Annotated in this window: 20 protein-coding genes; 7 read left to right on the forward strand and 13 right to left on the reverse strand. The window is 54.9% G+C overall.

The genetic code is table 11. The features are described from left to right. Positions 1 to 382: 382 nt before the first annotated feature. The 6 genes from B0G52_RS19690 to B0G52_RS19715 form a co-directional block, all read right to left on the reverse strand. A complete protein-coding gene (locus B0G52_RS19690; RefSeq protein WP_143762602.1) occupies positions 383 to 1,024 on the reverse strand; it encodes a hypothetical protein in 642 nt (213 codons plus the stop codon). Further along, a complete protein-coding gene (locus tag B0G52_RS19695) occupies positions 981 to 1,817 on the reverse strand; it encodes an ImmA/IrrE family metallo-endopeptidase (protein ID WP_094047096.1) in 837 nt (278 codons plus the stop codon). The genes B0G52_RS19690 and B0G52_RS19695 overlap by 44 nt, the downstream gene beginning before the upstream one ends. 9 nt (positions 1,818 to 1,826) lie before the next feature. Next, positions 1,827 to 2,177, reverse strand: a complete 351-nt coding sequence (locus B0G52_RS19700; protein ID WP_158223792.1) for a helix-turn-helix domain-containing protein — start codon at positions 2,175 to 2,177, stop codon at positions 1,827 to 1,829. Between the two features lie 178 nt (positions 2,178 to 2,355). Beyond that, a complete protein-coding gene (locus tag B0G52_RS19705) occupies positions 2,356 to 2,823 on the reverse strand; it encodes a phage tail protein (RefSeq protein ID WP_094047098.1) in 468 nt (155 codons plus the stop codon). 26 nt (positions 2,824 to 2,849) lie between these two features. Then, entirely contained in the window at positions 2,850 to 3,329 is a 480-nt protein-coding gene (locus B0G52_RS19710) for a GyrI-like domain-containing protein (RefSeq protein WP_094047099.1), read from the reverse strand. Between the two features lie 82 nt (positions 3,330 to 3,411). Then, positions 3,412 to 3,834 (reverse strand): DoxX family protein, encoded by a 423-nt coding sequence (locus B0G52_RS19715; protein WP_094047100.1) that lies wholly within the window; start codon positions 3,832 to 3,834, stop codon positions 3,412 to 3,414. Between the two features lie 105 nt (positions 3,835 to 3,939). On the opposite strand from B0G52_RS19715, the gene B0G52_RS19720 reads away from it, so the two are divergent. Next, positions 3,940 to 4,908, forward strand: a complete 969-nt coding sequence (locus tag B0G52_RS19720) for a helix-turn-helix transcriptional regulator (protein ID WP_094047101.1) — start codon at positions 3,940 to 3,942, stop codon at positions 4,906 to 4,908. Positions 4,909 to 4,920: 12 nt separating this feature from the next. Here the strand turns inward: B0G52_RS19720 and B0G52_RS19725 are convergent, their stop codons facing one another. From B0G52_RS19725 to B0G52_RS19740, 4 genes are read right to left on the reverse strand one after another with little or no spacing between them, the layout of a single operon-like run. Continuing rightward, positions 4,921 to 5,880, reverse strand: a complete 960-nt coding sequence (locus tag B0G52_RS19725; RefSeq protein ID WP_094047102.1) for a BadF/BadG/BcrA/BcrD ATPase family protein — start codon at positions 5,878 to 5,880, stop codon at positions 4,921 to 4,923. A gap of 50 nt (positions 5,881 to 5,930) precedes the next feature. Next, positions 5,931 to 6,740 carry an ABC transporter ATP-binding protein gene (locus tag B0G52_RS19730; RefSeq protein ID WP_158223793.1) on the reverse strand — a complete coding sequence of 270 codons (810 nt, stop codon included), beginning with the start codon at positions 6,738 to 6,740 and terminating at the stop codon, positions 5,931 to 5,933. Positions 6,741 to 6,756: 16 nt separating this feature from the next. Continuing rightward, the gene (locus tag B0G52_RS19735) at positions 6,757 to 7,560 is read right to left on the reverse strand and encodes an ABC transporter permease (protein WP_094047104.1); all 804 of its coding nucleotides are present in this window, start codon (positions 7,558 to 7,560) and stop codon (positions 6,757 to 6,759) included. A gap of 7 nt (positions 7,561 to 7,567) precedes the next feature. Next, positions 7,568 to 8,374 (reverse strand): ABC transporter permease, encoded by an 807-nt coding sequence (locus B0G52_RS19740; protein WP_094047105.1) that lies wholly within the window; start codon positions 8,372 to 8,374, stop codon positions 7,568 to 7,570. Between the two features lie 114 nt (positions 8,375 to 8,488). On the opposite strand from B0G52_RS19740, the gene B0G52_RS19745 reads away from it, so the two are divergent. From B0G52_RS19745 to B0G52_RS19760, 4 genes are all read left to right on the forward strand, one after another. Next, positions 8,489 to 9,391 carry a LysR family transcriptional regulator gene (locus B0G52_RS19745; protein WP_094047106.1) on the forward strand — a complete coding sequence of 301 codons (903 nt, stop codon included), beginning with the start codon at positions 8,489 to 8,491 and terminating at the stop codon, positions 9,389 to 9,391. A gap of 31 nt (positions 9,392 to 9,422) precedes the next feature. Next, positions 9,423 to 9,881 (forward strand): hypothetical protein, encoded by a 459-nt coding sequence (locus B0G52_RS19750; RefSeq protein WP_094047107.1) that lies wholly within the window; start codon positions 9,423 to 9,425, stop codon positions 9,879 to 9,881. 187 nt (positions 9,882 to 10,068) lie between these two features. Then, positions 10,069 to 11,103, forward strand: coding sequence for an ABC transporter substrate-binding protein (locus B0G52_RS19755; RefSeq protein WP_094047108.1), 1,035 nt, complete (start codon positions 10,069 to 10,071; stop codon positions 11,101 to 11,103). Between the two features lie 116 nt (positions 11,104 to 11,219). Continuing rightward, the gene (locus B0G52_RS19760; protein ID WP_094047109.1) at positions 11,220 to 12,827 is read left to right on the forward strand and encodes an AraC family transcriptional regulator; all 1,608 of its coding nucleotides are present in this window, start codon (positions 11,220 to 11,222) and stop codon (positions 12,825 to 12,827) included. 10 nt (positions 12,828 to 12,837) lie between these two features. Here the strand turns inward: B0G52_RS19760 and B0G52_RS19765 are convergent, their stop codons facing one another. Beyond that, entirely contained in the window at positions 12,838 to 14,067 is a 1,230-nt protein-coding gene (locus tag B0G52_RS19765) for a lytic polysaccharide monooxygenase (RefSeq protein WP_094047242.1), read from the reverse strand. 373 nt (positions 14,068 to 14,440) lie between these two features. Continuing rightward, complete coding sequence (locus B0G52_RS19770; RefSeq protein ID WP_094047110.1) at positions 14,441 to 15,604, reverse strand: YhgE/Pip domain-containing protein; 1,164 nt, start codon at positions 15,602 to 15,604, stop codon at positions 14,441 to 14,443. A 186-nt stretch (positions 15,605 to 15,790) separates the two neighbouring features. Here B0G52_RS19770 and B0G52_RS19775 point away from each other — a divergent pair, with 186 nt between their 5' ends. Together B0G52_RS19775 and B0G52_RS19780 are read left to right on the forward strand one after the other, a co-directional pair. Then, positions 15,791 to 16,423: a TetR/AcrR family transcriptional regulator gene (locus B0G52_RS19775; protein ID WP_094047111.1), complete on the forward strand. Its 633-nt coding sequence runs from the start codon at positions 15,791 to 15,793 to the stop codon at positions 16,421 to 16,423. A 93-nt stretch (positions 16,424 to 16,516) separates the two neighbouring features. Further along, complete coding sequence (locus B0G52_RS19780) at positions 16,517 to 18,745, forward strand: putative bifunctional diguanylate cyclase/phosphodiesterase (RefSeq protein ID WP_094047112.1); 2,229 nt, start codon at positions 16,517 to 16,519, stop codon at positions 18,743 to 18,745. Between the two features lie 98 nt (positions 18,746 to 18,843). Here B0G52_RS19780 and B0G52_RS19785 read toward each other — a convergent pair whose 3' ends face one another. After that, complete coding sequence (locus tag B0G52_RS19785; RefSeq protein WP_158223794.1) at positions 18,844 to 21,789, reverse strand: S-layer homology domain-containing protein; 2,946 nt, start codon at positions 21,787 to 21,789, stop codon at positions 18,844 to 18,846. Between the last annotated feature and the right edge of the window lie 241 nt (positions 21,790 to 22,030).

Consider the following 22,030-nt stretch of genomic DNA (forward strand, 5'->3'; position numbering starts at 1 on the left):
AGCCCATTTGTAGAAGCGAGGTTCCTGGAGATCCCCGCAAGCCGGCTAACTTTATTTTACAAGCTGCGCGAGCATGATCATGTTACGCGCCCCGCGCTGGGCGAGACCGATTGGTGGAACTGGTTTCAGCCAAGCTATAGCAGCATGCAGTATTAATCTTCTTTTTTTGAATTGGTTTGAAATCGTACGACTCCTCCCCGACAGGAGGTCGCCCAGGTATAAGCGGAACCGGCACACAGCGTATGATACTCTTCACCATAACATATAAAGGGCGAAACTCTACTCATCCCTGCACCGAAGATTTCGCCCTGCTTGTGATACGGTTCACCTATATTTTGTGATAAATAAAAAAGCGACTATAATAAAACTAAGTCACTTAGATCTACAGACACCAGATGTCATTTTGAAAAACACTTTTTGCTCTTTCCATCTTTGCTTTGTCTCTTTCATCCTGATGTGCAAAGCACCACATCGCGTATGCTTCTTTTCGTGATAAACCTCTTTCCTTCATAGCCTCAATAAAATCTCTAAGTCGAATCACTAAAATATCTTTATCAGTCCCACTATTCAGTTCTTTATTTAACAATTCTTGAAGCTCACGTTCGTCCGAAAGTATAAACGGAATTCCACTTGCGAAAGCGAAGGCTACCGAGACCGTTTCTCCCCAGTTTTTTCCGTTTTCTCTTGTCTCAGGATCCACCTTTTCCAAGTGCTGTATTGTCTGTTGGTAAATTAGCGATTTATAAGCATCGTAATGTAAGGATTCTGCATCAACAATAACAGCCCTATCGCTTTCCACCAGTTTATCGATTTGATCTTTTGTTCTTTTCGGCATTAAGATTTCATTTTCGTATACGTAACGATGAATATATAACTTTTTTACTAATAGGGGGATGTACTTCTCTATAGCATTAAACTTTTTGACTTTCTCTAATTTAAGAGCGAAATCAGTATCTAATATCGCTTCTTCCCAGATCCAATCAGTCATCCCCGTCGTAATCCCCCATGATACTATCCCATTCATCCTCGCCTCCTGATTCAACAATCTGCATTGTTTCAGGAGATTCATTGACGAGTGATAGGATATTCCGAAGTTTTCGTTCATTGATAATCTCTTTATCATATGCCAAGATTGCATTTTCAACTAGTTTTTCAAAAAAAACCTCATTTGTTCTATCCTGTGTAGAATCATTTAGCTGCAATCTCTTTCTGACCAGCATGACCCCTGCCTGCGGGTCCCTGTCTGGTACAGTCAAGAATTCTCTCATCTTCTTATCATCAATAAATTCAATTTCAAACAAACGTCTTACAATAGTTTTGAATGGCACATAAAACAAAGCCATTAATCTAACGATGTCTTCAATTTTCAAAGAATCTTTTTGTATTCCGCGAGATATTATTTCGTTGTTTAACACCTCTGCAGGGACAAGTAATAGGGCTGCAAATAGGTTAGCTTTTAACTCATTAATATCATCGGTTTTATTCTCTAACACTTGGTCGTTTAATATCTCTGTTTGGTTAAGTTTATCCTGATCATACCAAATATGATATAATTCATGGGCTGCTGCAAATACTTGTTTTTCTCTAGGGATGAATGTGTTTATATACACAAAAACTCTGTCTTTCTTCTTGCAGACAAAAGCACATAACTCATTGTCTTTAATAGGGTATTTAAGCAGTGTTGCTTCTTGTTGGATTAGCTCTAATACTTCTTCTCTCAATACCCTGTGTGTTTTCAGTTTTTCTCCAAGCTTTGCTCGAACCTTCGCTTCGATTTCACCGAATTCCTTTGGACTTAAAGATGGAAATTCTCTCATACTGCCTCCTTATTTCGAATGGAGAATTTCTTCTAGTTCGATCATTTCATTCATTACATGATTTAAGAACTGAAGCCCTTCTTTGGTGTTTTCATTTTCCAATTTTCCCACCATAAATAAAATTGGTTCTTGAATTACTTGTGGAATTTCCTTTGGTCTCAGAAGTTCATCCACCGTTACTCCCATGATATTTGCTATCTTTGCAATTTCATCAATATTAATTGCCTTTTTCCCATTGACTATCTTACTCATCACTTGTTTAGAGATACCCATTCTCTCTGCAAAAAAAGACTGGGTTTCGCCTTGTGATTCAAGCCAACCTGCAATCTTCTCTCCTATTTGCTCGAAGATTGTTTTCATTTTACACATCTCCTATTGTTAAGTAGTCTCAGTATATGCTTGCTGATTCAAAAAAGTCAACAAATCGTTGACTAATCGATCGCATTAGTAAACAAAATAAGCACACACTATGTTTTAACTTTACTTTTCCTCCGAATGCCAATAAATATCCACATCGGTTACAATTATCTTGGTTGCGTCAGTATTCTCCTTTAATAACGAAGAACGAACCTCGAATCGTCCCAGCCAGCTTGGACTTCTGTCTTGCAAATTTGAACTTCTTCTCTTCCAGCTCCTTAGGGACTTCCATCCCCTCAGACAGCTTGAATCCGACCGCCCGCTTCTTGGGATCATCGACCGTATACATGACGTTGATCGCCAGGCCATCCTCATAGAAGACAAAGGCCCATTTGATATTTTCTACTTGAAAACGCGATGTCTCCAAGGGCTGGGCCGCAAAGGCAATGCCGCGTTCTTCTTTCAAAACTCTGTTCACATATTCAAGTGTTTCCTGACTTTCGCTCGCCGGCACAACGGTAAACTCGTGCTTGTATTTATTCATGAAGTACCGGGCTTCATTCGCACGCAAGCCGGCAAGCGCTCCTGCTACCGGCGAAGATTCCAGACCGGCCGCAGACACATGATTAAAGTCAACGATAGCGGGCATCCCCATTCCTCCTCTGATGATCTTGTTTATTTATTCACAACCGGAATCCACATTTCCCCGTATACGAGGCCGTCTCGCTGCCCCATCTCAACCGTTGCATTGGGACCGCCGACATAGGCGTAATTATCGGCCGCCGGCAAAGCTTGACCGAAAGCAATGCCAGTAAGCATGCCGCCCAACTCATCCGCTGTCTTCCCTTCGCCTTTAACGACGAGGTATTGTCCCTTGGGGAATTGAATCACTCTGTGCTCTTCCGGGATCGAGGCATCCGTCATGACCCCGGCATAATACATCATCTTGTGATTGACCGCTTCGTTCACGGCGAAGATGTAGTCGTTCGCAGCGACAGCTTTCAGAGCGTCAAGCCTGCCGTCTTGCTCCACTGCCCGCCAGAAGTCCTGCTTCTCCTTGTTGATGCCGGCATAATCCGTGTAATCGCTCTTCAGTTCCGTTCCGATCCCAATTACGATAAAGCTGTCTTTCTCCTCAAAGGTATACGTTGCCATTGTTCCAGCTCCTCTTCATGAATAGATCAAGTCATTTGTTTTTAATATTAGTGCTTCAAGGTAGTAGAAGTCTATCGGTCCATCAGAGTCTGCGGCTTTTCGGACGCAGTGCCCAAGAGGCGATAACCAGCGCGGCATAGAACAGCGGAAGAATAACATGGAAGCCGTAATCGCCGTAATCGTTAGCGAAAGCGTGAGATAAGGCCGCACCTGTCATTAGAAAAAAGAGACCGCTATAAGCCCACTCCTTAAGCCGAGGGAACCCCGGCATGACGATCGCAAGAACTCCAAGCAACTTCCAAGTGCCTAGAATGGTCGTGACATACAGCGGGAACCCAATATCGGTCACCAGATCGACATTCCCCCCATATCGCATCAGTTGTCCGATCCCGCTTAAGGCAATCGAGAATGCGAGCAGGATGGTGACGGTCCAATAAGCGGCTAATCTTCCCATTGGACGGGATGCTGCTTTTGCAATTTGCTCCTTACCGACGATCGTATTCATTTTCATTCCTCCTCTTAGAAATGGATCAAGCCGTTTGTTTTTTCACTTGATGGGTTTATAATAACCATTAATCATGTCAAAATATGATACTGTTTAGAGGGACCTATGAAGAAAGTAGAACGGATTAACGTCATCATGCGGTATATCAACAATCGTGCCCATTTTACCATCTCCGAGATCATGCGGGAGTTCAACATCTCTCGTTCGACAGCCATTAGAGATATCAGGGAAATCGAAGCGATGGGGATGCCTCTAGTCGCCGAAGTCGGGAGGGACGGGGGTTATTTTGTGATGAACAACTCCGTTCTGCCCACTGTCCGCTTTACCGATAATGAGATTAAAGCTCTTTTTATCGCCTTCATGGCCACACGAAATCTGCAACTCCCTTATCTCAAGAGTCGCCATTCTCTAGCGGAAAAAATACTCGGCCTCATCTCGGAAAACCAGCAAGACGACCTTGTTCTGTTAAATCAAATCCTGTTGTTCGAAGGAACGAACCCCCACAATCCCGACCTGCTCGATCTGTCGGATCTGCCCCATCCGATGTTAGAGCAGTTGATCCAAACTCTTCTTAAGGACAGCTGCTTGGTCGTTTCCGTCGAAGAGGCGCGGGAAGTAAAGATTTACCCCATCTACTTAATGCGCTTATATCGTGAAAAAAGTTCATGGCAAATCGAAGGCTTTGACCTCGAGGAGGAGAAAAGGCGGATTATTCCGGTCGACAATCTCACCGATGTGAAGCCGTACTCCGGGAAGAAAAGAAGCAGCAAGAAGAAGATCATAGAACAACTAAGCATGCAGGAAGAAGCCGTCAACCTTGTCCTTGAGCTTGGTCCAAAGGCGATTGCCCAGTTCAAAAAATACCATCCACTAAGAATTACGATTTCATATACGAATCCTTATCAAACTACGGCTCTTATCAAGACTTCCATCAATGTACATCAGCCGGATGAGTTGGCCGACATCACCAGTTGGCTGCTTTTCTTGGGAAGGGATATCAAGGTCAGGGAAGTGCCGAAAGAGGTTGCGGATGGACTGCAGGAGAGGGTGGATGTTTTACGGACCAAGCCCTAATCTTATCCCCCCTCAAACCTGCCTCCCCGCAATCCGAACATCCGTAGACAGCCCCAGCTCCCGGTAAGCCAGCAGAACGGCCCCCACGACGGGAGGGAATTGCGGCTCGACGATTCGGTAGCGTCTGACAGGGCTCGCTTCCAGCAATGCTCTCAGCCTCCCAACCATATATGGGCTGCGCGCCACGCTGCCGATCAGCGCCGCCTCAACCTCGCCTCCCGCGAAGCTGGAGCCGACCAGCTCCACACCCAAGCGAAGCTGCTCCGCCGCCCGGTCGCATACGCGCCTTGCAACGCCGCTTCCCTGCTCCGCAGCAAGCGTGACCCGCGGAGCGAACAGCCCGAAGAGCTGATCCCGCTTCATCTTATCGGGATGAAAGCCCTGGCGCGCCTGTTCCTGCAACTGCTCGAATTCATCCGCCTGCCAGTATCGCAGCATCTCGGACACCAGCCCCTCGTCCGAACCGTCGCCCCTACCGGCCAGCACCTCGTATACGGCATCGTAAGCGAGATGACGAGCGGCGCTGTAGGCATAATGATGGTAGTCCAGATTGCGCACCCTTCTGCCGCTCTCGTTAATCCCCATGATCATCGTACCCGTTCCCGCGATGACGATAATGCCCGGCTGGCTCCGCAGCGCGCCTGCATGTGCGATGTCCGAGTCGTTCAAGTGCAGCTTAGGACAGCGAAGATCCGGCAAGTCCGTGAACGACGCAATCCACGCATCGTCTTCCGCCGATTCGTAGCCCGCGATCCCCGCGACCAGCCCGACCGCGTCCGCCGTGGTTCGACCGGCCTTCGCCAGCGCCTCCCCGATGGCCGCACGCACATTCTCGGACGCCTTCTCGTCCTTGTATCTGGAAGCGCAGCCCCCCTCGACATAGGCAAGCTCGCTTCCCTTCAGATCGCAGACCATAACCCTTGTATTCGTTCCGCCTCCATCAATCCCGATAACGATTGTGTCCCGCTCCATCGCCATGCCCCTCCTTGTCCTTTCTAACGAACTCTCCATCCGCGCCCCGCTCAAGACCTGCTGTAGATCGCCCCGATAATCCGTTCCAAGTCCGCCGCGTCCTCCGGCCCTTCGCTGTACATCCTCTTAAACTCCGCCAGCGGCCCGTCGTGAATCATCGTGCCCCGATCGATCAGCATCAGCCGCTCGCACACCTCGTCAATATCGTCCATATCATGCGTCGTCAGAATAACCGTCGTCCGCTTCTCCTCGTTCAGCTCCCGTAGGAATCGCCTAATTTTCGCTTTAGCGACGACATCCAGTCCGATCGTAGGCTCATCCAGATACAGCACCGCCGGATCGTGCAGCAGCGCGGCCGCGAGATTGGCGCGCATTTTCTGCCCCAGACTCAATTGCCTCACCGGAGTCCGATAGAAGCTCTCCATCTCCAGCAGCTCGACCATGAAATCCACATTGCGCCTAAACTGAGCCGAAGGGATACGATACATTCTTCGATACAGCAGGAACGTTTCCTCCATCGGCAAGTCCCAGAACAGCTGCGAACGCTGGCCGAAAACAACGCCGATCTGCATCCCGTTGCGCCGCCGATCCTCGCTGGGAACGCAGCCGTTGACCCGCACTTTGCCGGACGTCGGCGTAAGCACCCCGGACAGCATCTTGATCGTCGTCGATTTGCCCGCGCCGTTCGGGCCGATGAAGCCGACCAGCTCCCCCGGCCGGATGCAGAAGCTGACGCCTTTGACCGCCTCCTTCACCTCGTACGGCCGCGCGAACACACTCCGTATCGCTTCCCCCCATCCTCTGCCCCGACCGGAACCGTAGATTTTATACTCCTTCGCCAACCGTTCCGCTTCTATCACATTCCCCGACCTCCTCTCACGAACCCGTACTATGATAACGCCGCACGCCAGCCCTCCACAGCAGCAAGGCTCCCCCGAACAGAACGACGCCAACCAGCGGCGTCATATAGACCAGCAGCGGGTGGAACAGATCCGAATCGTCGCGGCCGAGAAAATAATGCGCAGGGTAAAAGTTAATGAACGCGAACGGAACCAGCAGCGTAAGGATCACTTGGACGGAGGACGGATAGATCGAGATCGGATATCGAATGAAGCTCCGGAAATCCGACATCAGCATCTCCATAATGCTCGTATTCCTCACCATCCAGAACGACGGAATCGCCCCGTACATGAAGGCGGAAGCTTGAATAAGCGCTCCCCCGGCCAGAACGGCCAGCAGGAACAGCACATCGCTCACGCCCAGCGTCAGCTCCAACCGATAGATGCATATGGACAGGAAAGCGATGCCGAACGTCACATTGGCGACGTAAGAAGCAGAAAACTCCCTGCACATCAAATAAAGCAGCGGGTTGATCGGCTTGGTCAGCAGCTCGTCGAATTCCCCGGACTGAATTTTATAGGACAGCTTCGTAAAAGGATGAAAACAGAAGAAAGCGGCCAGCGAGTACGTCGTCAACTGCAAAGCGTACAGGAACATAACCTCGTACGACGTCCATCCCGCGATCGATTTGAACGTATAGAGCAGCACCCAGATCAGCGCGAACTCCGTGGTCCAAACGATGCCTCTGGCGAGAAAAGTAAGGGCGAACGCCGTCCGGTATTCCGTCTTGGCGCGTACGCTGATCGAGATAAACCGCCAGTAAAGCGGCAAACTGCGCATCGTCGGACTATCCCCCTTGGACAAACACTTTCGATTGAGCCTTACGCCACACCCAACGCTCCGCCAGCCAGAGGACGGCAATCCAGCCCCACTGCTGCGCAATGCTGCCCGCCGCCTCCCATCCCCGAATGTTGCCGACCAGCAGCGCAATCGGCTCGAATGTCATCAGCCGGAAGGGCAGATATTGGCCGATGTTCAGCAGAATTTGCGGATAGAACCACAGCGGCACGAACGTGCCGGCGAACAATTCGATGAACGCTCTCATGAACCAGTCGATATAGTAGGAGTTGCCCGTCCAGAAGCTCGTCAGCCCCAGCAAGTAGTGAATCTGATAGATCAGGATGATTCCTCCGGTTATACCGACCGCAAACAGAGCTGCCTGCGCCGCACCGATCGAAGACGACGGCCAGCCGAGCAGAGCCATGTACAGCAGACAAGCCGGCAGCGTGCTGAAGAGCAGGCGAAACGCATTTTCCCCCAATTGCTCGGAGATCAGAGTGAACTTCAGAGAGGCGGGACGCAGCAGATCGACCCCGATCGCGCCGCTGCTCACCTTCTCCCCCATTCTCCCCCCGATCGCCGAAGCCGTCAGCGTGCTTGCGAGCAGGTTAACGATCACGAACAGCAGAACCTCCGCATACGCAATGCCGTTAATACTCGCGTTGTCCCCATAGAGCCCCCGCCACACGCTGACCAGAATAAACAACTTGACGAAGGAACCGCACAGCAGCAGCAACGAGTTCGCCCGATAGGCGGTCTGCTGCCGGAACGAGCAGCGAAGCATCAGGGCATACAGCATAGAAGCTTGAAGCATTGGCTGCCGACCCCCGCATTTTAATTTCCAGATCTTGCATTTAGCATATCAGAGTCGTATTCTATATGAAAAATAGATAATAAGAGTATCAGCCATAAGCGGAGGATATAACGGATGATCAATCTGGAGCTCTATCGCGTGTTCTACTATGCGGCAAGAGAGGGGAATATCTCGAAAGCCTCGCAATTGCTTCACCTCACCCAGCCGAGCGCGAGCAATGCGATAAAGCAGCTGGAAGAATCGCTCGGCGCGCCGCTGTTTTACCGCACGAGCAGAGGGGTCAAGCTCACTCCCGAAGGCGAAATGCTGTACACCTACGTTGAGCAAGCTTACGGGCTTATTCTGACCGGAGAAAAGAAACTCGAAGAAATGGCGAATCTGAAAAGCGGCGCCGTGCGCATCGCCGCCAGCATCTCCGTCATTCAGTTCGTGCTGATCCCCCATCTTCAGCGGTTCAACGAAACCTATCCCGACATCCGCGTCCACTTGGAGCACAGCTCCACCAACGGCTGCTTGAAGCGGTTGAAAGAAGGGGCCGTCGATTTCTGCATCTTGCGCCTTCCGATAGAAGACGATCTGCTCGTATCGGAGCAAGTCGTTACCGTGCAGGACTGCTTTGTCGCCGGAGAACGTTACCGCCATCTCGACGGAAAGACGCTGACCCTGCAGCAGCTGGCGGAATATCCTCTTATCGTTTTTCCGCCCCACATGTCTTCAAGACAGACGTTGGATCGCTACCTGGCCGGGTACGGCGTCACGATCAACCCGGTATACGAGATCGGCAGTCTGCATATCCAAGTCGATTTTGCCAAAGCCGGCCTCGGCATTTCTTACGTCGTCCGGGATTTCGTCAAGCAGCAGCTGGCGGAAGGCTCCTTGTTCGAAGTCGGCCTGGAGCCGCAGCAGGCCCCGCCTCCGATCGATTTCGGCGTCGTGCGGATGAAGCATTTTCCGCCCAATGCGGGCGTGAAACGGTTTATCGAGATGATGACGGAGCAGCGACCCATCAGCGGTTAGACAACCATTCCGATTTGAAGGAGGAGTTTGCTTGCTTCATCCGGCCAGTCTCATTATTCCGTTGCTGATTGTTCTGCCCAACCTCATTTTCATCCGTTTCCCGCCTGCGAACCCGCCAACCAGGCCGAACCCCAGCCTCCTCCTGAACGCGGCAGAGGCAATCGGAAGACTCGGCGTCATGGCCGTTCCATTGTTTTATCCGATGCGAACCCATCAGAGCTATGAGATGATCTCCCTGATCGTCATGCTGACCGCGCTTCTTCTCTACTGCCGGGGCTGGCTCAAGTACCTCCGCAGCGACAGGGATTATAGCCGCCTGTTAACTCCAACACTTGGAATCCCCGTTCCGATGGCCGTGTTTCCATGCCTGTATTTCCTAGCTGCCTCCATCGTTCTGCACTCTGTCCTTTTCTTCGTTTTCGCCGCCGTTTTTGCGATCGGCCACATCGCCAACAGCCTCAAGGATTACCGCATTATCGCAAGACGCTGAAGCGGCCCCGCGAATCCCTCGCTTGCCTCGTCCTGAATCATCCCGCACTCCCCGCTTCAGCACCCCGTCCCCCAAATTCCGTCCATCCAAAACTGACAAAACGTCCATTGCGCCCCGCCGCCGAACGGAGTAAGATGTAAATCGATCTAAATGAGAATAATTATCAACACAAGGGGAGACTTATCCAATGCCAGCCTTATTTCTTAGAAAATCCGCTGTCCCGCTCCTGATCCTGCTGCTGACGGCAATTCTGCTGTCCGCCTGCGGAGCGAGCAATAACGCAGCCACTCCGTCGCCTTCCTCATCGCCGACTCCATCCCAGAGCGAGTCTCCGGTCGCGACGGAATCGACGAGCCCGACAGCCAGCGAAGAGCCGGCGGTGCGCACCTACAAAGACGCTCTCGACAGAACCGTCGAGATTCCGACCGCTCCGCAGCGTATCATCGCGCATTACTATGCAGCCGAGATGAAGGCGCTGGACGTGCCGATCATCGGAACGAACTTCCTTAACGCGAAGCTGGCGTTGACCGACGAGCAGCTCCAGGGCGTGGAAGACATCGGAGGCGACGGCCTCGTGCCAAATCTGGAGAAAACGTTAAGCCTCGAACCCGACCTGATCATCGTTCCCGACTTCCTCGAAGCGGCGGATCTCGACGCGCTGTCCAAGATCGCTCCGACGGTCGTCGTCGGATACGGAGCCGATGCCTTCACCCGCTTGGGCGTGCTGGCGGATCTCATCGGGCAGCCGGAGACAGCGGCGGACTGGATCGCCCGCTACCAGGCGAAAGCCGCCGAGAAACGCGCGCTCGTGCAATCGTCCATCGAAGAAGGGGAGACGGCGTCCGCCTTCATCCTTTACTCCGACAAGCAGTTCTACGTGTACAACAAGCAGCGTCTCGGCCCAACGCTGTACGATGCGTTCGGCTTCGCGATTCCGCCCAAGGTGACGGAGCTATTCTCGGACAAACAGAGCGAGCTGTGGGAAGCGATCTCCATGGAGGCGCTGCCGGATTACGCCGGCGACCGCGTCTTCCTCATCGCTCAGAACAGTACCGACGAAGGCAAGAAAGCGGCCGAAGACCTCCTGCAAGGCCCGATCTGGAAGAGCCTGCCCGCCGTCAAGAACGGCAAAGCCTACGTCGTCGACAGCCGCTGGGCGATGAACGACCCTCTGACGCTGGATTGGCTGCTCGACGAGATGGCCGCCCTGCTCGCCAAGTGACGAATTCAAACTCGAAGCCCGCACGGATACTCTCCGTTGCGGGCTTCTTTTCCGTTTCGCGAACCTTTATAATGAGGCTATGAAATGATAACGATTCTCACTGGAGGCTGGACGCCTTGTCTCGTCTTGAACATACATCGCATACTCCCCCGCTGCTGGCATTGAGCGGGATCGAACACGATACGCAGAACGACCGCGAAGCTTCATATTGGCTGGAGACGCATGCGCTCCTGTACATCGCCGGCGGCAACGGCGAAGTGTCGGTCGACGGCTCGCGCCGGCATGCCTCTCGAGGCAAGTGCTTCCTGCTGCGCGCGAGCCAGGCTCTGCACCTGCGCAATGGAGAATCCGCGCCCCTCTCCTACTTCCTGGCATTCTTCTCCGTGCAGCAGGATGCCGGCGGCTTGTTCTCCCGCAACGAGATGCTCGTGTTTGAGCCCGACTCCCGATTGGAGGATCAGCTGGCAGAGCTGCTCGCCTCCTCCCGCACCCGGAACCTGAACCGCAACGGCGGAGGCGGGGAAGATGGCCGATTGGACGACTTCCGGCTCCATATCGGATTCCAGACAATGCTTTACGAAGTGCTCCAACGGCTGCATGCCGAGCGGCAGGGCGCGGAGAACGCCCGGCAAGCCATCGAGCGCACGATCGACTACCTTCACCGCGCTTACCGGGAGGAGATCGAGATCGGTCAGCTCGCGCGGGAAGCCAACATGAGCCGCTGGCAGTACGGCAGCCTCTTCAAGTCGCTGACGGGGCAGACGCCGACCCGTTATCTGAATGCCTTGCGAATCGAACAGGCCAAGAAGCTGCTGACAACTTCGTCCGCCCGGATCAACGACATCGCCGCCAGAGTCGGCTTTCGCGACGAGTACTACTTCAGCCGCCGCTTCAAGCAGACGACCGGGATGTCGCCGACCCGCTTCGCGCACAGCCGCGGACGCTCGCCGCGCATCTTCTCCATCCAGTACCTCGGGGAACTGCTGGCGCTCGGCATTCGTCCGATCGGCACGAACCGCGCCATGTTATCCGCGCTCCCGGAAGCTTGCTCGGACGTCAGCCCCGTGGACGATCCGCTCGACATCGGCCAGCTCTCGCAGCTGGAGCCGGATCTGATCCTCTATCCCAGCTACGTGTCCCCGGAGCTGGCCCGGCAGCTCGCCGCCGTAGCGCCGGCTGTCGAGATCGACTGGAACGCCGACGTCTACACCCGGCTTCAGGAGATCGGTCAGCTGCTGGACAGAGCCAAGGAAGCCGACGAGTGGATCGACCGGTACAAAGCCCGAGCCAGCCGCGCGAAGCGGCTTCTGAAAGACGCCGTCCGCGAAGGAGAGACGGCTTCCGCGTTTATCGTCCATGCGGACGGATTGTTCGTCTACGCCGGACATCACTTCGGCCATACGCTCTACCAAGGTCTCGGCTTCGAGCCGTCTCCCGGAATCCGGTCGCTCATGGAGCGCAACCGCAACGCCAAGTGGCAGGAAATCCGGGTAGAGGACATTCCCCACTACGCGGGTGACCGCATCTTCCTCGCCCTGCCCGAGCAAGGCGAGGATGCCCGCAAAGGACGGGAGATGCTGCGCCACCCGACCTGGAGAAGCCTGCCCGCCGTCCGCGAAGGGAAGAGCTACGTGGTCAAAGACTATTGGGCCAACTACAATCCCGTCACCCTGGACAAGCATCTGGACGACACGGTTCGAAGATTGCTGCACGGCCGCGGCTGACGGCCCGCGATTAAGGAACGAGAACCCACACGCCGCCTTTGGACGGAACTTCTCCTCTCGTCCACCATTTGGCCTGGTACGTCTTGCCTTCATAGGCGACCTTGTCCTGACCGACATAAGCCTTCGACTCGTTCCATGCCTGGACCGCGCCCGAGCCTGCAGCAGCTTTCCAGACATCGCTGGAATCGGGCTTGTCCCCTTGCGTCCACCAGCTCGCGACATATTCGACGCCGTTATACGTCACCTTGTCGCCGCCGAGATACACTTTGGAGCTGTCCCACGTTCCTGTACCGGTTCCCGTTCCCGGCTGTCCTCCGCCTTCATTCCCTCCGCCCGAAGCCGGAAGCGTCGCCGCGATCAATGCGGCGCTGGCCGCCGAGCGGTTGCCCGCCAGATCCACCGCGACGATCGTATAGGAGTAGCTCGTTCCCGCTCCAAGTCCGTTGTCGGTATACAACGTTTGCTTTGTCGTCCCGACGACTTTGCCGTCTCGGCTCACCTCATACTCCTTAATTCCGGCGGACGCGCTGGACGCTTGCCATCCGAGCGTCAGCGAGCCGCTCGTTTGCCCCGTGCACATGACGCTCTTCGGCGCCGTCGGAAGCTCGATCGGAGACTCGCCCTCCCCGCCGCTTCCTGTTCCCAAGTTCACGTCGATGGCTTGATAGAAGGCGTTAGCCGTATCCGCAATATCCCATACGCTCAGAATGACGTGATACCCCGTCCGGTCGGCCGGAACGTTGCACTCGTGCGACACTTGCATGTCCGGCCGCTTGTTGCCCCCGTCCACCGTGCAGAACGGCTCGGCCTCCAGTTGGTCCCTCGTGAGCGGCTGGTTAGGGTCCCAGCCTTTCTTCGTAATATAATACCTCCATTGCTTCGTGGAATGATTCGCCGTAAACTGCCAGGAGAACGTATTCTTGCCGCCCTTCAGCTCCACCTTCGTCCAGCGTTTATCCGACTGGGCGTCCAGCGAAGTAAATACGCCGGCGCTCGCAAGCTGCCCGTCCGCAGGACCCGATGCCGGAAAACCTCCCTTGCCTTCGAGGCTCTGAGGCTCGTAAATAACCGGACCGCAGTCCTTGTTCTTGCCCGCGGTACACAGCACCGCCCGGCTCGCCGGGGACGACACGTAACCGTGCGCCGAAGCCTTCTCCGCGACGACCAGCAACGCGGCTGCCGCTATCAGCAGGAACTCCATCGCCACAAGAAGCTTGCCTTGAATCGTTCTCATGCTCATCCAAGCCCATGCCTGATCTTTCGTCACTCGAATTCCTCTCCTCGCGATGAAGTTGGTGATTCCCCCTAAACATAGCGGATAAGATCGGGAATCGAACAGCGTCCTCCGACCCGGGAGAAAATCGTCCACAGCTTGTCCCGCCGACCTAACCGCCCGCATGCAAGCGGTGAAGCCGTGACCTCGGATGCATCATTTTAATGCCGCTTTAAACAGTAATGCCAATCCCATCCAGAACTCCGTCCATGTGCCCACCCCTCCGACTGGGAACATCTATTCAACTCTGACCGGAAAACTATATCCGATTGCCTACCCGCGCCTCCGCCTCTCCAGGACAAAACACCCCCGGCCCGCCAAGGACCAGGGGTAAAATCGTCTATAGCCGTTCCGAGGCCGCCTTGGCCTTCTTGATCCCGGAAGCCAGCAGCAGCGCCAGAAATCCGCCCGCCAAGCTCCACAGCACCGTCCCGTTCGAGCCGACCGCATCCCATCCGCCGAAGTACATCGTTTCCCTCAGCCCGCCGGAGGCGAATCGGAGCGGAGTCCAGGAATAGATCCAATCGCGCGTCGTTGCCGACAAGAATTCCGGAGCCATGCCCAGCAGCGGCATCGAGAAAAACATCAGCAGCACGAGCAGCGCCATCGCCGGCAGACCGATCCAGTTCAGCAGGGACGATTGCAGGAGGAAGAACGCAGCGGCGACCAGCCACAGGAACGTCCACGTCGCTCCCGCGCTCGCCAGCTCCATCCCGTACCAGGAAGAAGCCATCCAGACGACGAATCCCGCAGCGATTCCCGTCACCGCCAGGCCGATCGCGGCCTGAAGCCCGACCGACGCCCATCTCCCGCTCCCTGCCGTTCCCGCCTTCTCCCCCGCCATAAACAAGCTCATCGCCGTCACCAGACTGCCGATCCACATAATCTGCGTGAGCAGCGCCGGCGCATTTCCGTTCGCATTGTTCGCCCCGGAAGGATGAACGATCTCCTCCTTCACGACGATCGGCGTCAGCAGCGCCTGCGCCGCGCTTACCGGAATCTGCTGCGTTTGCTGCCCCATCTGCCCGAGCAGTTGCGTCGACATCTCCAATCCGACCCTTCTCATCGCCTGATCCAGAACCTGCCTCACGACCGTCGACGCCTGCATGTTCATGCCCTCGTTGACGAGAATCGCGATCTCCGCCGGCTGCGGTTCGGGCGACGCCAGCGACAGCAGGCCGCGGCTCAAATCCGCCGGAAGCACCAGAGCTCCGTAATATTCGCGTTCATCCAGACCTTCGCGCGCCTTCTCTTCCGAATCGACGATTTCCCAGGCAATCGGGAACGCCGCATTCGAGGTCAATTTCTCCTTGATCAGCTCTCCCGCCGCAAGCGCGCTCCCTGAGGGAAGCTCTGCCGGCTGGTCCAATACGACCAGGGCCACCGGCATGTCCTTAGCCTTCGTACCGACCACCGATCCCATCATCGCCGCCCCGAACACCGTCAGCACGATCACCACAACAACAACGCTCAGCCAAGTCATTTTCTGTTTAAGCAAACCCATTTCTTCTCCATCTCCCCATCTATAATAATGAACATAACGTTGATTATCGGGCAATGCGTTTATTATAATAAGGCGACATGGAACCTACAATAATCACATTTAATCCGATTGTTAACTACTCAACACAATCGATTCCGACTGTTCAGCAAGTGGGAAAAAAATCGTCACCGGGAGGATCAGCGACCTATGAATAAGATTGATCGCAGACAAATTCGCACGAAGCAGCTTCTGCACCGGGCTCTGTTGGAGAGTATCGAGGAAAAAGGAATCGAGCACGTTACCGTAACGGATATCGCCGAACGCGCCGACGTGAATCGCGGGACGTTCTATTTACATTATCGCGACGTGCCGGATATGATGAACAAGGTAATGGACGAGATGTTCGAGCGGGTGTTCTCCCTCGTGAAGCTTCTCGATCCCCGCGAGCTCAGCGAATACGCCCATGTTGCCGAGCCTTATCCGAAAGTCGTCAGCATATTCGAAGAAATCCGGCGCAACGCCGATTTTTTCAAGGTGATGCTCGGGCCTCGAGGCGACCTCTCTTACGCGATGAAATTTCGCAACCTGATGGCTTCCCATCTGTTCGGCAAGCTCGAATACCTGCTGCCCGAAGGTTCCCAATCGCTCATTCCCAGAGAATATCTCGTCGCCTACATGACCTCCGCCAACTTCGGCATGGTGCTGCACTGGATTCAGAACGGAATGCGGGAAACTCCACACCAGATGGGCTTGATCGCCACCCGGCTCGTGAACGACGGACCGATCGTTTCCTCCGGGATTAGAGCGGCGTCGCGCGCCGAATCTCCGGGAAACTCATAACTTGCTCATGCTTTTCCGAAAACAATCTTAACAATTATCGCTTAATCTGGGTTCATCGCTACCCACTCGTACGCATCCGGGGTGATCTCGCTCATGTTCAACGCCGTCTCCATAACCGAACGATTCGCCGCCGTGCCGCCGAGAATATGGCTCACCCTGGCTTGCGTAACGCTGATTTTGGGCAGCTTGGTCCATTATTTGACCGATTCCTATCGCGATAATCTGATCCGGGAAATCAACCGGGATACCGCCTACGAACTGTCCGCCAACGCTTCCGCCTTGGCCACCGCCATCCAGAGCAGACTTCTGCTCACGAACGGCATCAAAGCTTTCGTCATCAACGAGCTCACGCATACCGGAGCCTTATCCGATTCGCGCTTCCATACGTTCGCCGACAACTTCACTGGCCGGATTCCCGGCATTCGCAACCTCTCGATCTATCCGAACGGAATCGCGCGGTTCGTCCATCCCTTGACAGGCAACGAGAACATCTTGGGCTTGGATTTGTTCCACAGCGAAGATGCGGAAATCCGGCGCAACGCCGAACGGACCAAGCTAACCGACGACATGACGATTCTCGGTCCGCGCGAGCTGACTCAAGGAGGTCTGGGTCTGCTCTCGCGGCAAGCGATCGAGCATAACGGCAAATTCTGGGGCTTCGTATCCGTCGTGCTGGATATTAATCCGATTTTGCAGGAAGCGGATCTGTTTAACGGGGATAAAGGCATCAATTTCTCCGTCAGGGGCAACTCGCTTGTCCTGATGGGCGATCCCAATCTGTTCGAAGAATCGGCCATTATCCGGAAAATAGAGCTGAGCGACGGCGAATGGGAGATGGCGGCTGTCCCCAACCGCGAGAGGCTGGAATCCGTCGCGTCCAAAATCCGGATTTTCCGGACGGTCTGCTTAGGATCGCTGGTTCTTCTCATTTATTTCCTCTATGCCCAGATGACGCAGAAAGCCCGTCTGCAGCAGATCGTGAAGGAACGCACTCACAACCTCGAGATCGCCAACAAGAAGCTGGAATCGACCTTCGACGAGCTGACCGCCGCTGCTTACCGGGACGCTGTGACCGGCTTGTACAACCGGACCTATTTTAACGAACAACTGGTTCATAAAATCGAGAGCGGCAGGCTGGCCGGAGAGACGCTGGCTTTGCTGTACCTGGATCTCGACCATTTTAAAATGATCAACGATTCGTTAGGCCATATCCACGGGGACATGATGCTCAAGGAGGCTGGACGGCGTCTGGCCGAGCTGCCTTTTCCCGAAGTGGAAATCTCGCGTATCGGCGGCGACGAATTCACGATCATGATTCCTCGCATCGAGAGCATGGAGCAGGTTCGCCAGCTTGCGCATCAAGTTCGCGAGCTGTTCCAGAGCCCCTTCGTGATTCGGGACACCGAGCACTTCATGACGACCAGCATCGGCGTCGCCCTCTTCCCTCTGCACGCTCAGGACAGCGCTTCGCTGATCCGCAACGCGGACCTCGCCATGTATCGCGCCAAAGACGAGGGCAAAAATCAATTCCGCATTTACGACGTATCGCTGAACCCGAACGCCGAAGAAGCGATGGAGATCAAGAGCAGCTTGCGAGTCGCTCTGGCCAAAGACGAGTTCACGGTCTATTACCAGCCTCAGATCGAAGTGGAGTCCGGCAAAGTCGTCGGACTGGAGGCGCTGATCCGCTGGGTGCATCCGACGAAGGGCATCATCGCTCCGAACAACTTCATCCCGATCGCGGAGGAGACCGGGCTGATCGTGCCGATCGGAGAACGGATGCTGCAGATCGTGTGCGCCCAGAGCCGCGCTTGGCTGGACGCCGGACTTCCGCCGATCCGGATTGCCGTCAACCTGTCGGCCCGGCAATTCGCCCAGAAGGACCTGCCGGAACGGATCGGAGCGATCGTCGGCGAGCACGGCCTCGATCCGCAATCTATCGAGCTGGAGATTACCGAGAACATGGCGATGAAGGAAGACATGCAGCCCGCCTTGCATACGCTGCGTGACATGGGCTTCACGATCTCGATCGACGACTTCGGCACCCAGTATTCGTCCTTGAACTACTTGAAGCTGCTGCCCGTCGACAAGATCAAAATCGATCGTTCCTTCGTCAGCGGCATCGCTCGGGACCGCAAGGACGAAGCCATCATCGTGGCCATGCTGCTCATCGCCAGCCGGTTGAACCTGACCGTCATCGCAGAGGGCGTCGAGACGAGCGAACAACTGGCGTTCCTGCAAGAGAACAATTGCCATGAAATCCAGGGCTTCATCTTCCATAAGCCTCAACCGGCCGATCAGATCGCCCGTTTGTTGGCCTAAGCCGGATTAAATTATAACAAAGCCCGGAGCGGTTCCCCCTGCTCCGGGCTTTGTCGTGTTCAATCTTGATTTTGTTTAGCGTCCCCGCGGCTCTCTAATCAGAGCGCAGCTCTATACGCCGCTATTAGCGCGGTTAGCGCAGCACTGTAATCCTCTCCGTTGGAGTCCTGTGATTGCAGTACCGTTTCCGCGTAGGTAATCGCCTGCCCCAAGTCTTCATCCTGCAGCACCAGCTGTCGCGACTGCGTAAACAGCAATTCGATCTCCAGCGCGAGCTCGACCGGCAGAACCGTTACTTTTATCTTCTTTTGGGCCGTATGTTGACCGCTGACGCTCACCTCGATCGTGACTTCGAATTCAAGCGCTTCGTCTGTCGTATTGTAAGCGTTCAGCTTCAAATAGCCTCCAGCCTCTCCCGTAACCTCCAAATAAGTCGCTTCGGTCACGGAAACCGGTCTTACGTCCGTAATAGTGAAGTCCGTCCGCGATCCCAATGCGCCGCTCGTTCTCAGATAGACGGTATCGGTAACGGTAACATCGGTATCCAACTCGAAGTCGACGAACTTGTTCGCTTGCTCAACCGCATAGCCGGCTTCTGACGGAATATCCACTCTGAGTGTCGAACTCTTCTCCTTATTCGCGCTCTTGACGGATACCGAGATTGCGTTGGCCTGCTCGCCGAAGTCCAATTCGGTGAACTCCGCCGTGCTTGCCCCCGCCGCTACAGGATTGGAGGAATATTCTATGCCGTCTTCCAAAATCGCGTACGCGACATCTCCTGGAGAAAGATTCCTCACTCTCAGCACGTCTGCAGCGCCGTAGTTATTCTCGTAATGGATCTCATCCAGCAGAGGCGTTCTGCTGACGCCCGAACCGTATTTCGGCGTCGGCGGAGCGTTGGTCAGCTCGTTCTTCTCCACGAACGAGACATTGGCTCCGTCGATCGTCATTTCGAATACGTTCCAGAACATCTCGGCGCCTTCGCCTGTCGGGATAGCATAAGTCGCCGAAGGGGAAGTCTCCGAGCCTACGTACACTTCTACGCGAGCGTTCGACTTGCGAAGCGTGCTGATTCCAGAGTAATGATGAACATAGAACTGATACGTCCCGTCTACGCGTTGACGGATCGTCGTCGTCTCCGGGCCGTAGGAGTTCACGTCGTCGATATCTAGATCGGCGTACAGCGTTCCGTTATACTTGTACTCCTTGTAGGAGTACCACGTATGGAATCCCTCGCCAGTCGGCGTTGGTCCCAACAGATGGGAATCCTCGTCGCGCGGGTTCTCTCCCCAACTCAACACAATGCGGATTTCTTCGGCTCTCGGAATCGTTACGATCGTAGCATCCTGCCCAGGATTGTAGCCTCCCGCCGATAGCGAGACTCCTACGACGTAAGTCGTCAGATAACCTTCCTTGATAACCTCTCCGCGGTAGACGCCCGGCGCTATCGTCACCACGTAGTAACCGTTCTCGTTCGTCAACGCTGTTGCAACGACATCTCCCGTCTCGTTGCTCACGCCGCGGCGGAATTTAATCGTCACGCCCGAGACCGGACTGCCTTGAGCGTCAATAATCGTTCCCGCAAATCCGTAAACCGTCGGAGTGCCGCCCCCGCCTGAACCGGAACCGGAGCCAGAGCCGGAACCAGAACCGCTTCCAGAGCCGGAGCTGGTCGTAGACGCAGTCTGGCCGTTCACCGTCGCTTGCACTCCGCCGGCCACGACTACGCGTTCCGGAGTCTGGGCGATCGTAGCGCCGCTGGCGTTAATCGTCGCCGTGCCGATCACGCCTTGGCCCGAGACATGAGCGATAGCGTTCAGGATCAACGACGTGACGTTCGCGCCGTTGCCGATCTCCAGATTCGTATTGCCGGCCGCCTGACCGACCAGCAGCTCGGCGATCGAGCCGGATTCCAGGTTAATGTTCAGGGAAGTCGCGATAACGTCGATCGTCTCGAAGCGCCCGGACAGCTCCACGTTCGCGTTCGCCGGGATCGCTTGGGACAGAACCAGATCCCCAAACCCGCTGCCGGTCAAATTCGACTCCACGAGTCTGGCGCCCGATTGCAGCGTAATCTCCTCCACCGTCGTCGAACCTTCGGCGACGATTCGGATGCTGCCGTCCTTCTTGTTTACGATGACGGTCAACACGAACGAGTCCTGGAGGTGAATACTGTTTTTTCCGCCTCCGTTGATCGTCGTCTTGCCTTTGACCGTCACGTTTTTCAGGTAGACGTCTCCCTCGCCGATGCTCTCGGCAAGAAGCAAATCTCCTTCAATGACCATGTTGTTCAATGTGACTCCGCCTGCGGTAACCGCTACGGCGCCCTTCACGGTCGTCGTCTGCGATTTAGAGCCATAATCTCCAGCCTTGTCGTAGGTCGCCGCGTAGACCGGCTGCTTGGCGCCCGACTTCGCGACCGCGCGATCGATGACCGTTACCGCCTCTGCGCGGGTCAGACCGTCATAAGGACGGAACTTGCCGCCCGGCGCGCTCATCAGACCGGCAGCGATGACCGCGTCGACAGCCGCCTTGCTTTGCGTGGACAGCCCGGAAGCGTCCTTAAGAGCCGCTCCTCCGGCTGCCGTTCCCAGCTTGGCAAGCCGAGAGATCATGATTGCCGCTTCGACGCGCGTGATCGTCTTGTTCGGCTTAAAAGTCTGATCCTGATAACCGTTTATGTATCCTGCCGCTTTCCCCTTCGCCACATCGGCGTAATACCACGCCGTGGCCGATACATCGGCGAACGCGATGCTCGCCTCCGCGGAAAACGCATGAGCGCGGTTGACGAAGCTGGCGAACTCCGCTCTCGTCACCGTTTGATCCGGCTTCAGCGAACCGTCCCTGAATCCTTTGATATAGCCTTTGTCCGCCCATTCCTTCATAACCTTCTCGGACCAGTGGCCTACAACGTCGGCTCCAACCGGCTTCTGGTCCGCGCCTGCGGAGCCGATCTCCGCCGAAGCGGTACCGAATACGCTCAGTACGAGGCACAAAGACAAAAATAAAACCGCAAGCTTCCTGCCTGCAACGCCCATTCTCATACCCTTCCATTCCCTCCGCATGAAGTCATGCTGCTTGTTCAAACAGTGTGCGACATAAGCACTAAACGACATTTAGTCTAAAAGTTCGACATATTGAGTATAAGCCTTGGGATATACTGGGTAAATAGGGGAATTGCGCCTTTAGCCAAATTTAATAATAATCGCATCGCTTATCCGACACTCGCGGCCCCGGTCCCGTCATTAGTGCCGCCTGGCGGGCTTCTTCGCCTCATCCCTCGGA

It is taken from the genome of Cohnella sp. SGD-V74 (assembly GCF_003001675.1).
Lineage (GTDB): Bacteria > Bacillota > Bacilli > Paenibacillales > Paenibacillaceae > Cohnella.

What these genes read in the sequence shown, in the direction of transcription:
- B0G52_RS19690 (WP_143762602.1), bottom strand. Translation starts at nt 1,024, where the DNA reads ATGAATGGGATAGTATCATGGGGGATTACGACGGGGATGACTGATTGG.
- B0G52_RS19695 (WP_094047096.1), bottom strand. Translation starts at nt 1,817, where the DNA reads ATGAGAGAATTTCCATCTTTAAGTCCAAAGGAATTCGGTGAAATCGAA.
- B0G52_RS19700 (WP_158223792.1), bottom strand. Translation starts at nt 2,177, where the DNA reads ATGAAAACAATCTTCGAGCAAATAGGAGAGAAGATTGCAGGTTGGCTT.
- B0G52_RS19705 (WP_094047098.1), bottom strand. Translation starts at nt 2,823, where the DNA reads ATGCCCGCTATCGTTGACTTTAATCATGTGTCTGCGGCCGGTCTGGAA.
- B0G52_RS19710 (WP_094047099.1), bottom strand. Translation starts at nt 3,329, where the DNA reads ATGGCAACGTATACCTTTGAGGAGAAAGACAGCTTTATCGTAATTGGG.
- B0G52_RS19715 (WP_094047100.1), bottom strand. Translation starts at nt 3,834, where the DNA reads ATGAATACGATCGTCGGTAAGGAGCAAATTGCAAAAGCAGCATCCCGT.
- B0G52_RS19720 (WP_094047101.1), top strand. Translation starts at nt 3,940, where the DNA reads ATGAAGAAAGTAGAACGGATTAACGTCATCATGCGGTATATCAACAAT.
- B0G52_RS19725 (WP_094047102.1), bottom strand. Translation starts at nt 5,880, where the DNA reads ATGGAGCGGGACACAATCGTTATCGGGATTGATGGAGGCGGAACGAAT.
- B0G52_RS19735 (WP_094047104.1), bottom strand. Translation starts at nt 7,560, where the DNA reads ATGCGCAGTTTGCCGCTTTACTGGCGGTTTATCTCGATCAGCGTACGC.
- B0G52_RS19740 (WP_094047105.1), bottom strand. Translation starts at nt 8,374, where the DNA reads ATGCTTCAAGCTTCTATGCTGTATGCCCTGATGCTTCGCTGCTCGTTC.
- B0G52_RS19745 (WP_094047106.1), top strand. Translation starts at nt 8,489, where the DNA reads ATGATCAATCTGGAGCTCTATCGCGTGTTCTACTATGCGGCAAGAGAG.
- B0G52_RS19755 (WP_094047108.1), top strand. Translation starts at nt 10,069, where the DNA reads ATGCCAGCCTTATTTCTTAGAAAATCCGCTGTCCCGCTCCTGATCCTG.
- B0G52_RS19765 (WP_094047242.1), bottom strand. Translation starts at nt 14,067, where the DNA reads ATGAGCATGAGAACGATTCAAGGCAAGCTTCTTGTGGCGATGGAGTTC.
- B0G52_RS19770 (WP_094047110.1), bottom strand. Translation starts at nt 15,604, where the DNA reads ATGGGTTTGCTTAAACAGAAAATGACTTGGCTGAGCGTTGTTGTTGTG.
- B0G52_RS19775 (WP_094047111.1), top strand. Translation starts at nt 15,791, where the DNA reads ATGAATAAGATTGATCGCAGACAAATTCGCACGAAGCAGCTTCTGCAC.
- B0G52_RS19780 (WP_094047112.1), top strand. Translation starts at nt 16,517, where the DNA reads ATGTTCAACGCCGTCTCCATAACCGAACGATTCGCCGCCGTGCCGCCG.
- B0G52_RS19785 (WP_158223794.1), bottom strand. Translation starts at nt 21,789, where the DNA reads ATGAGAATGGGCGTTGCAGGCAGGAAGCTTGCGGTTTTATTTTTGTCT.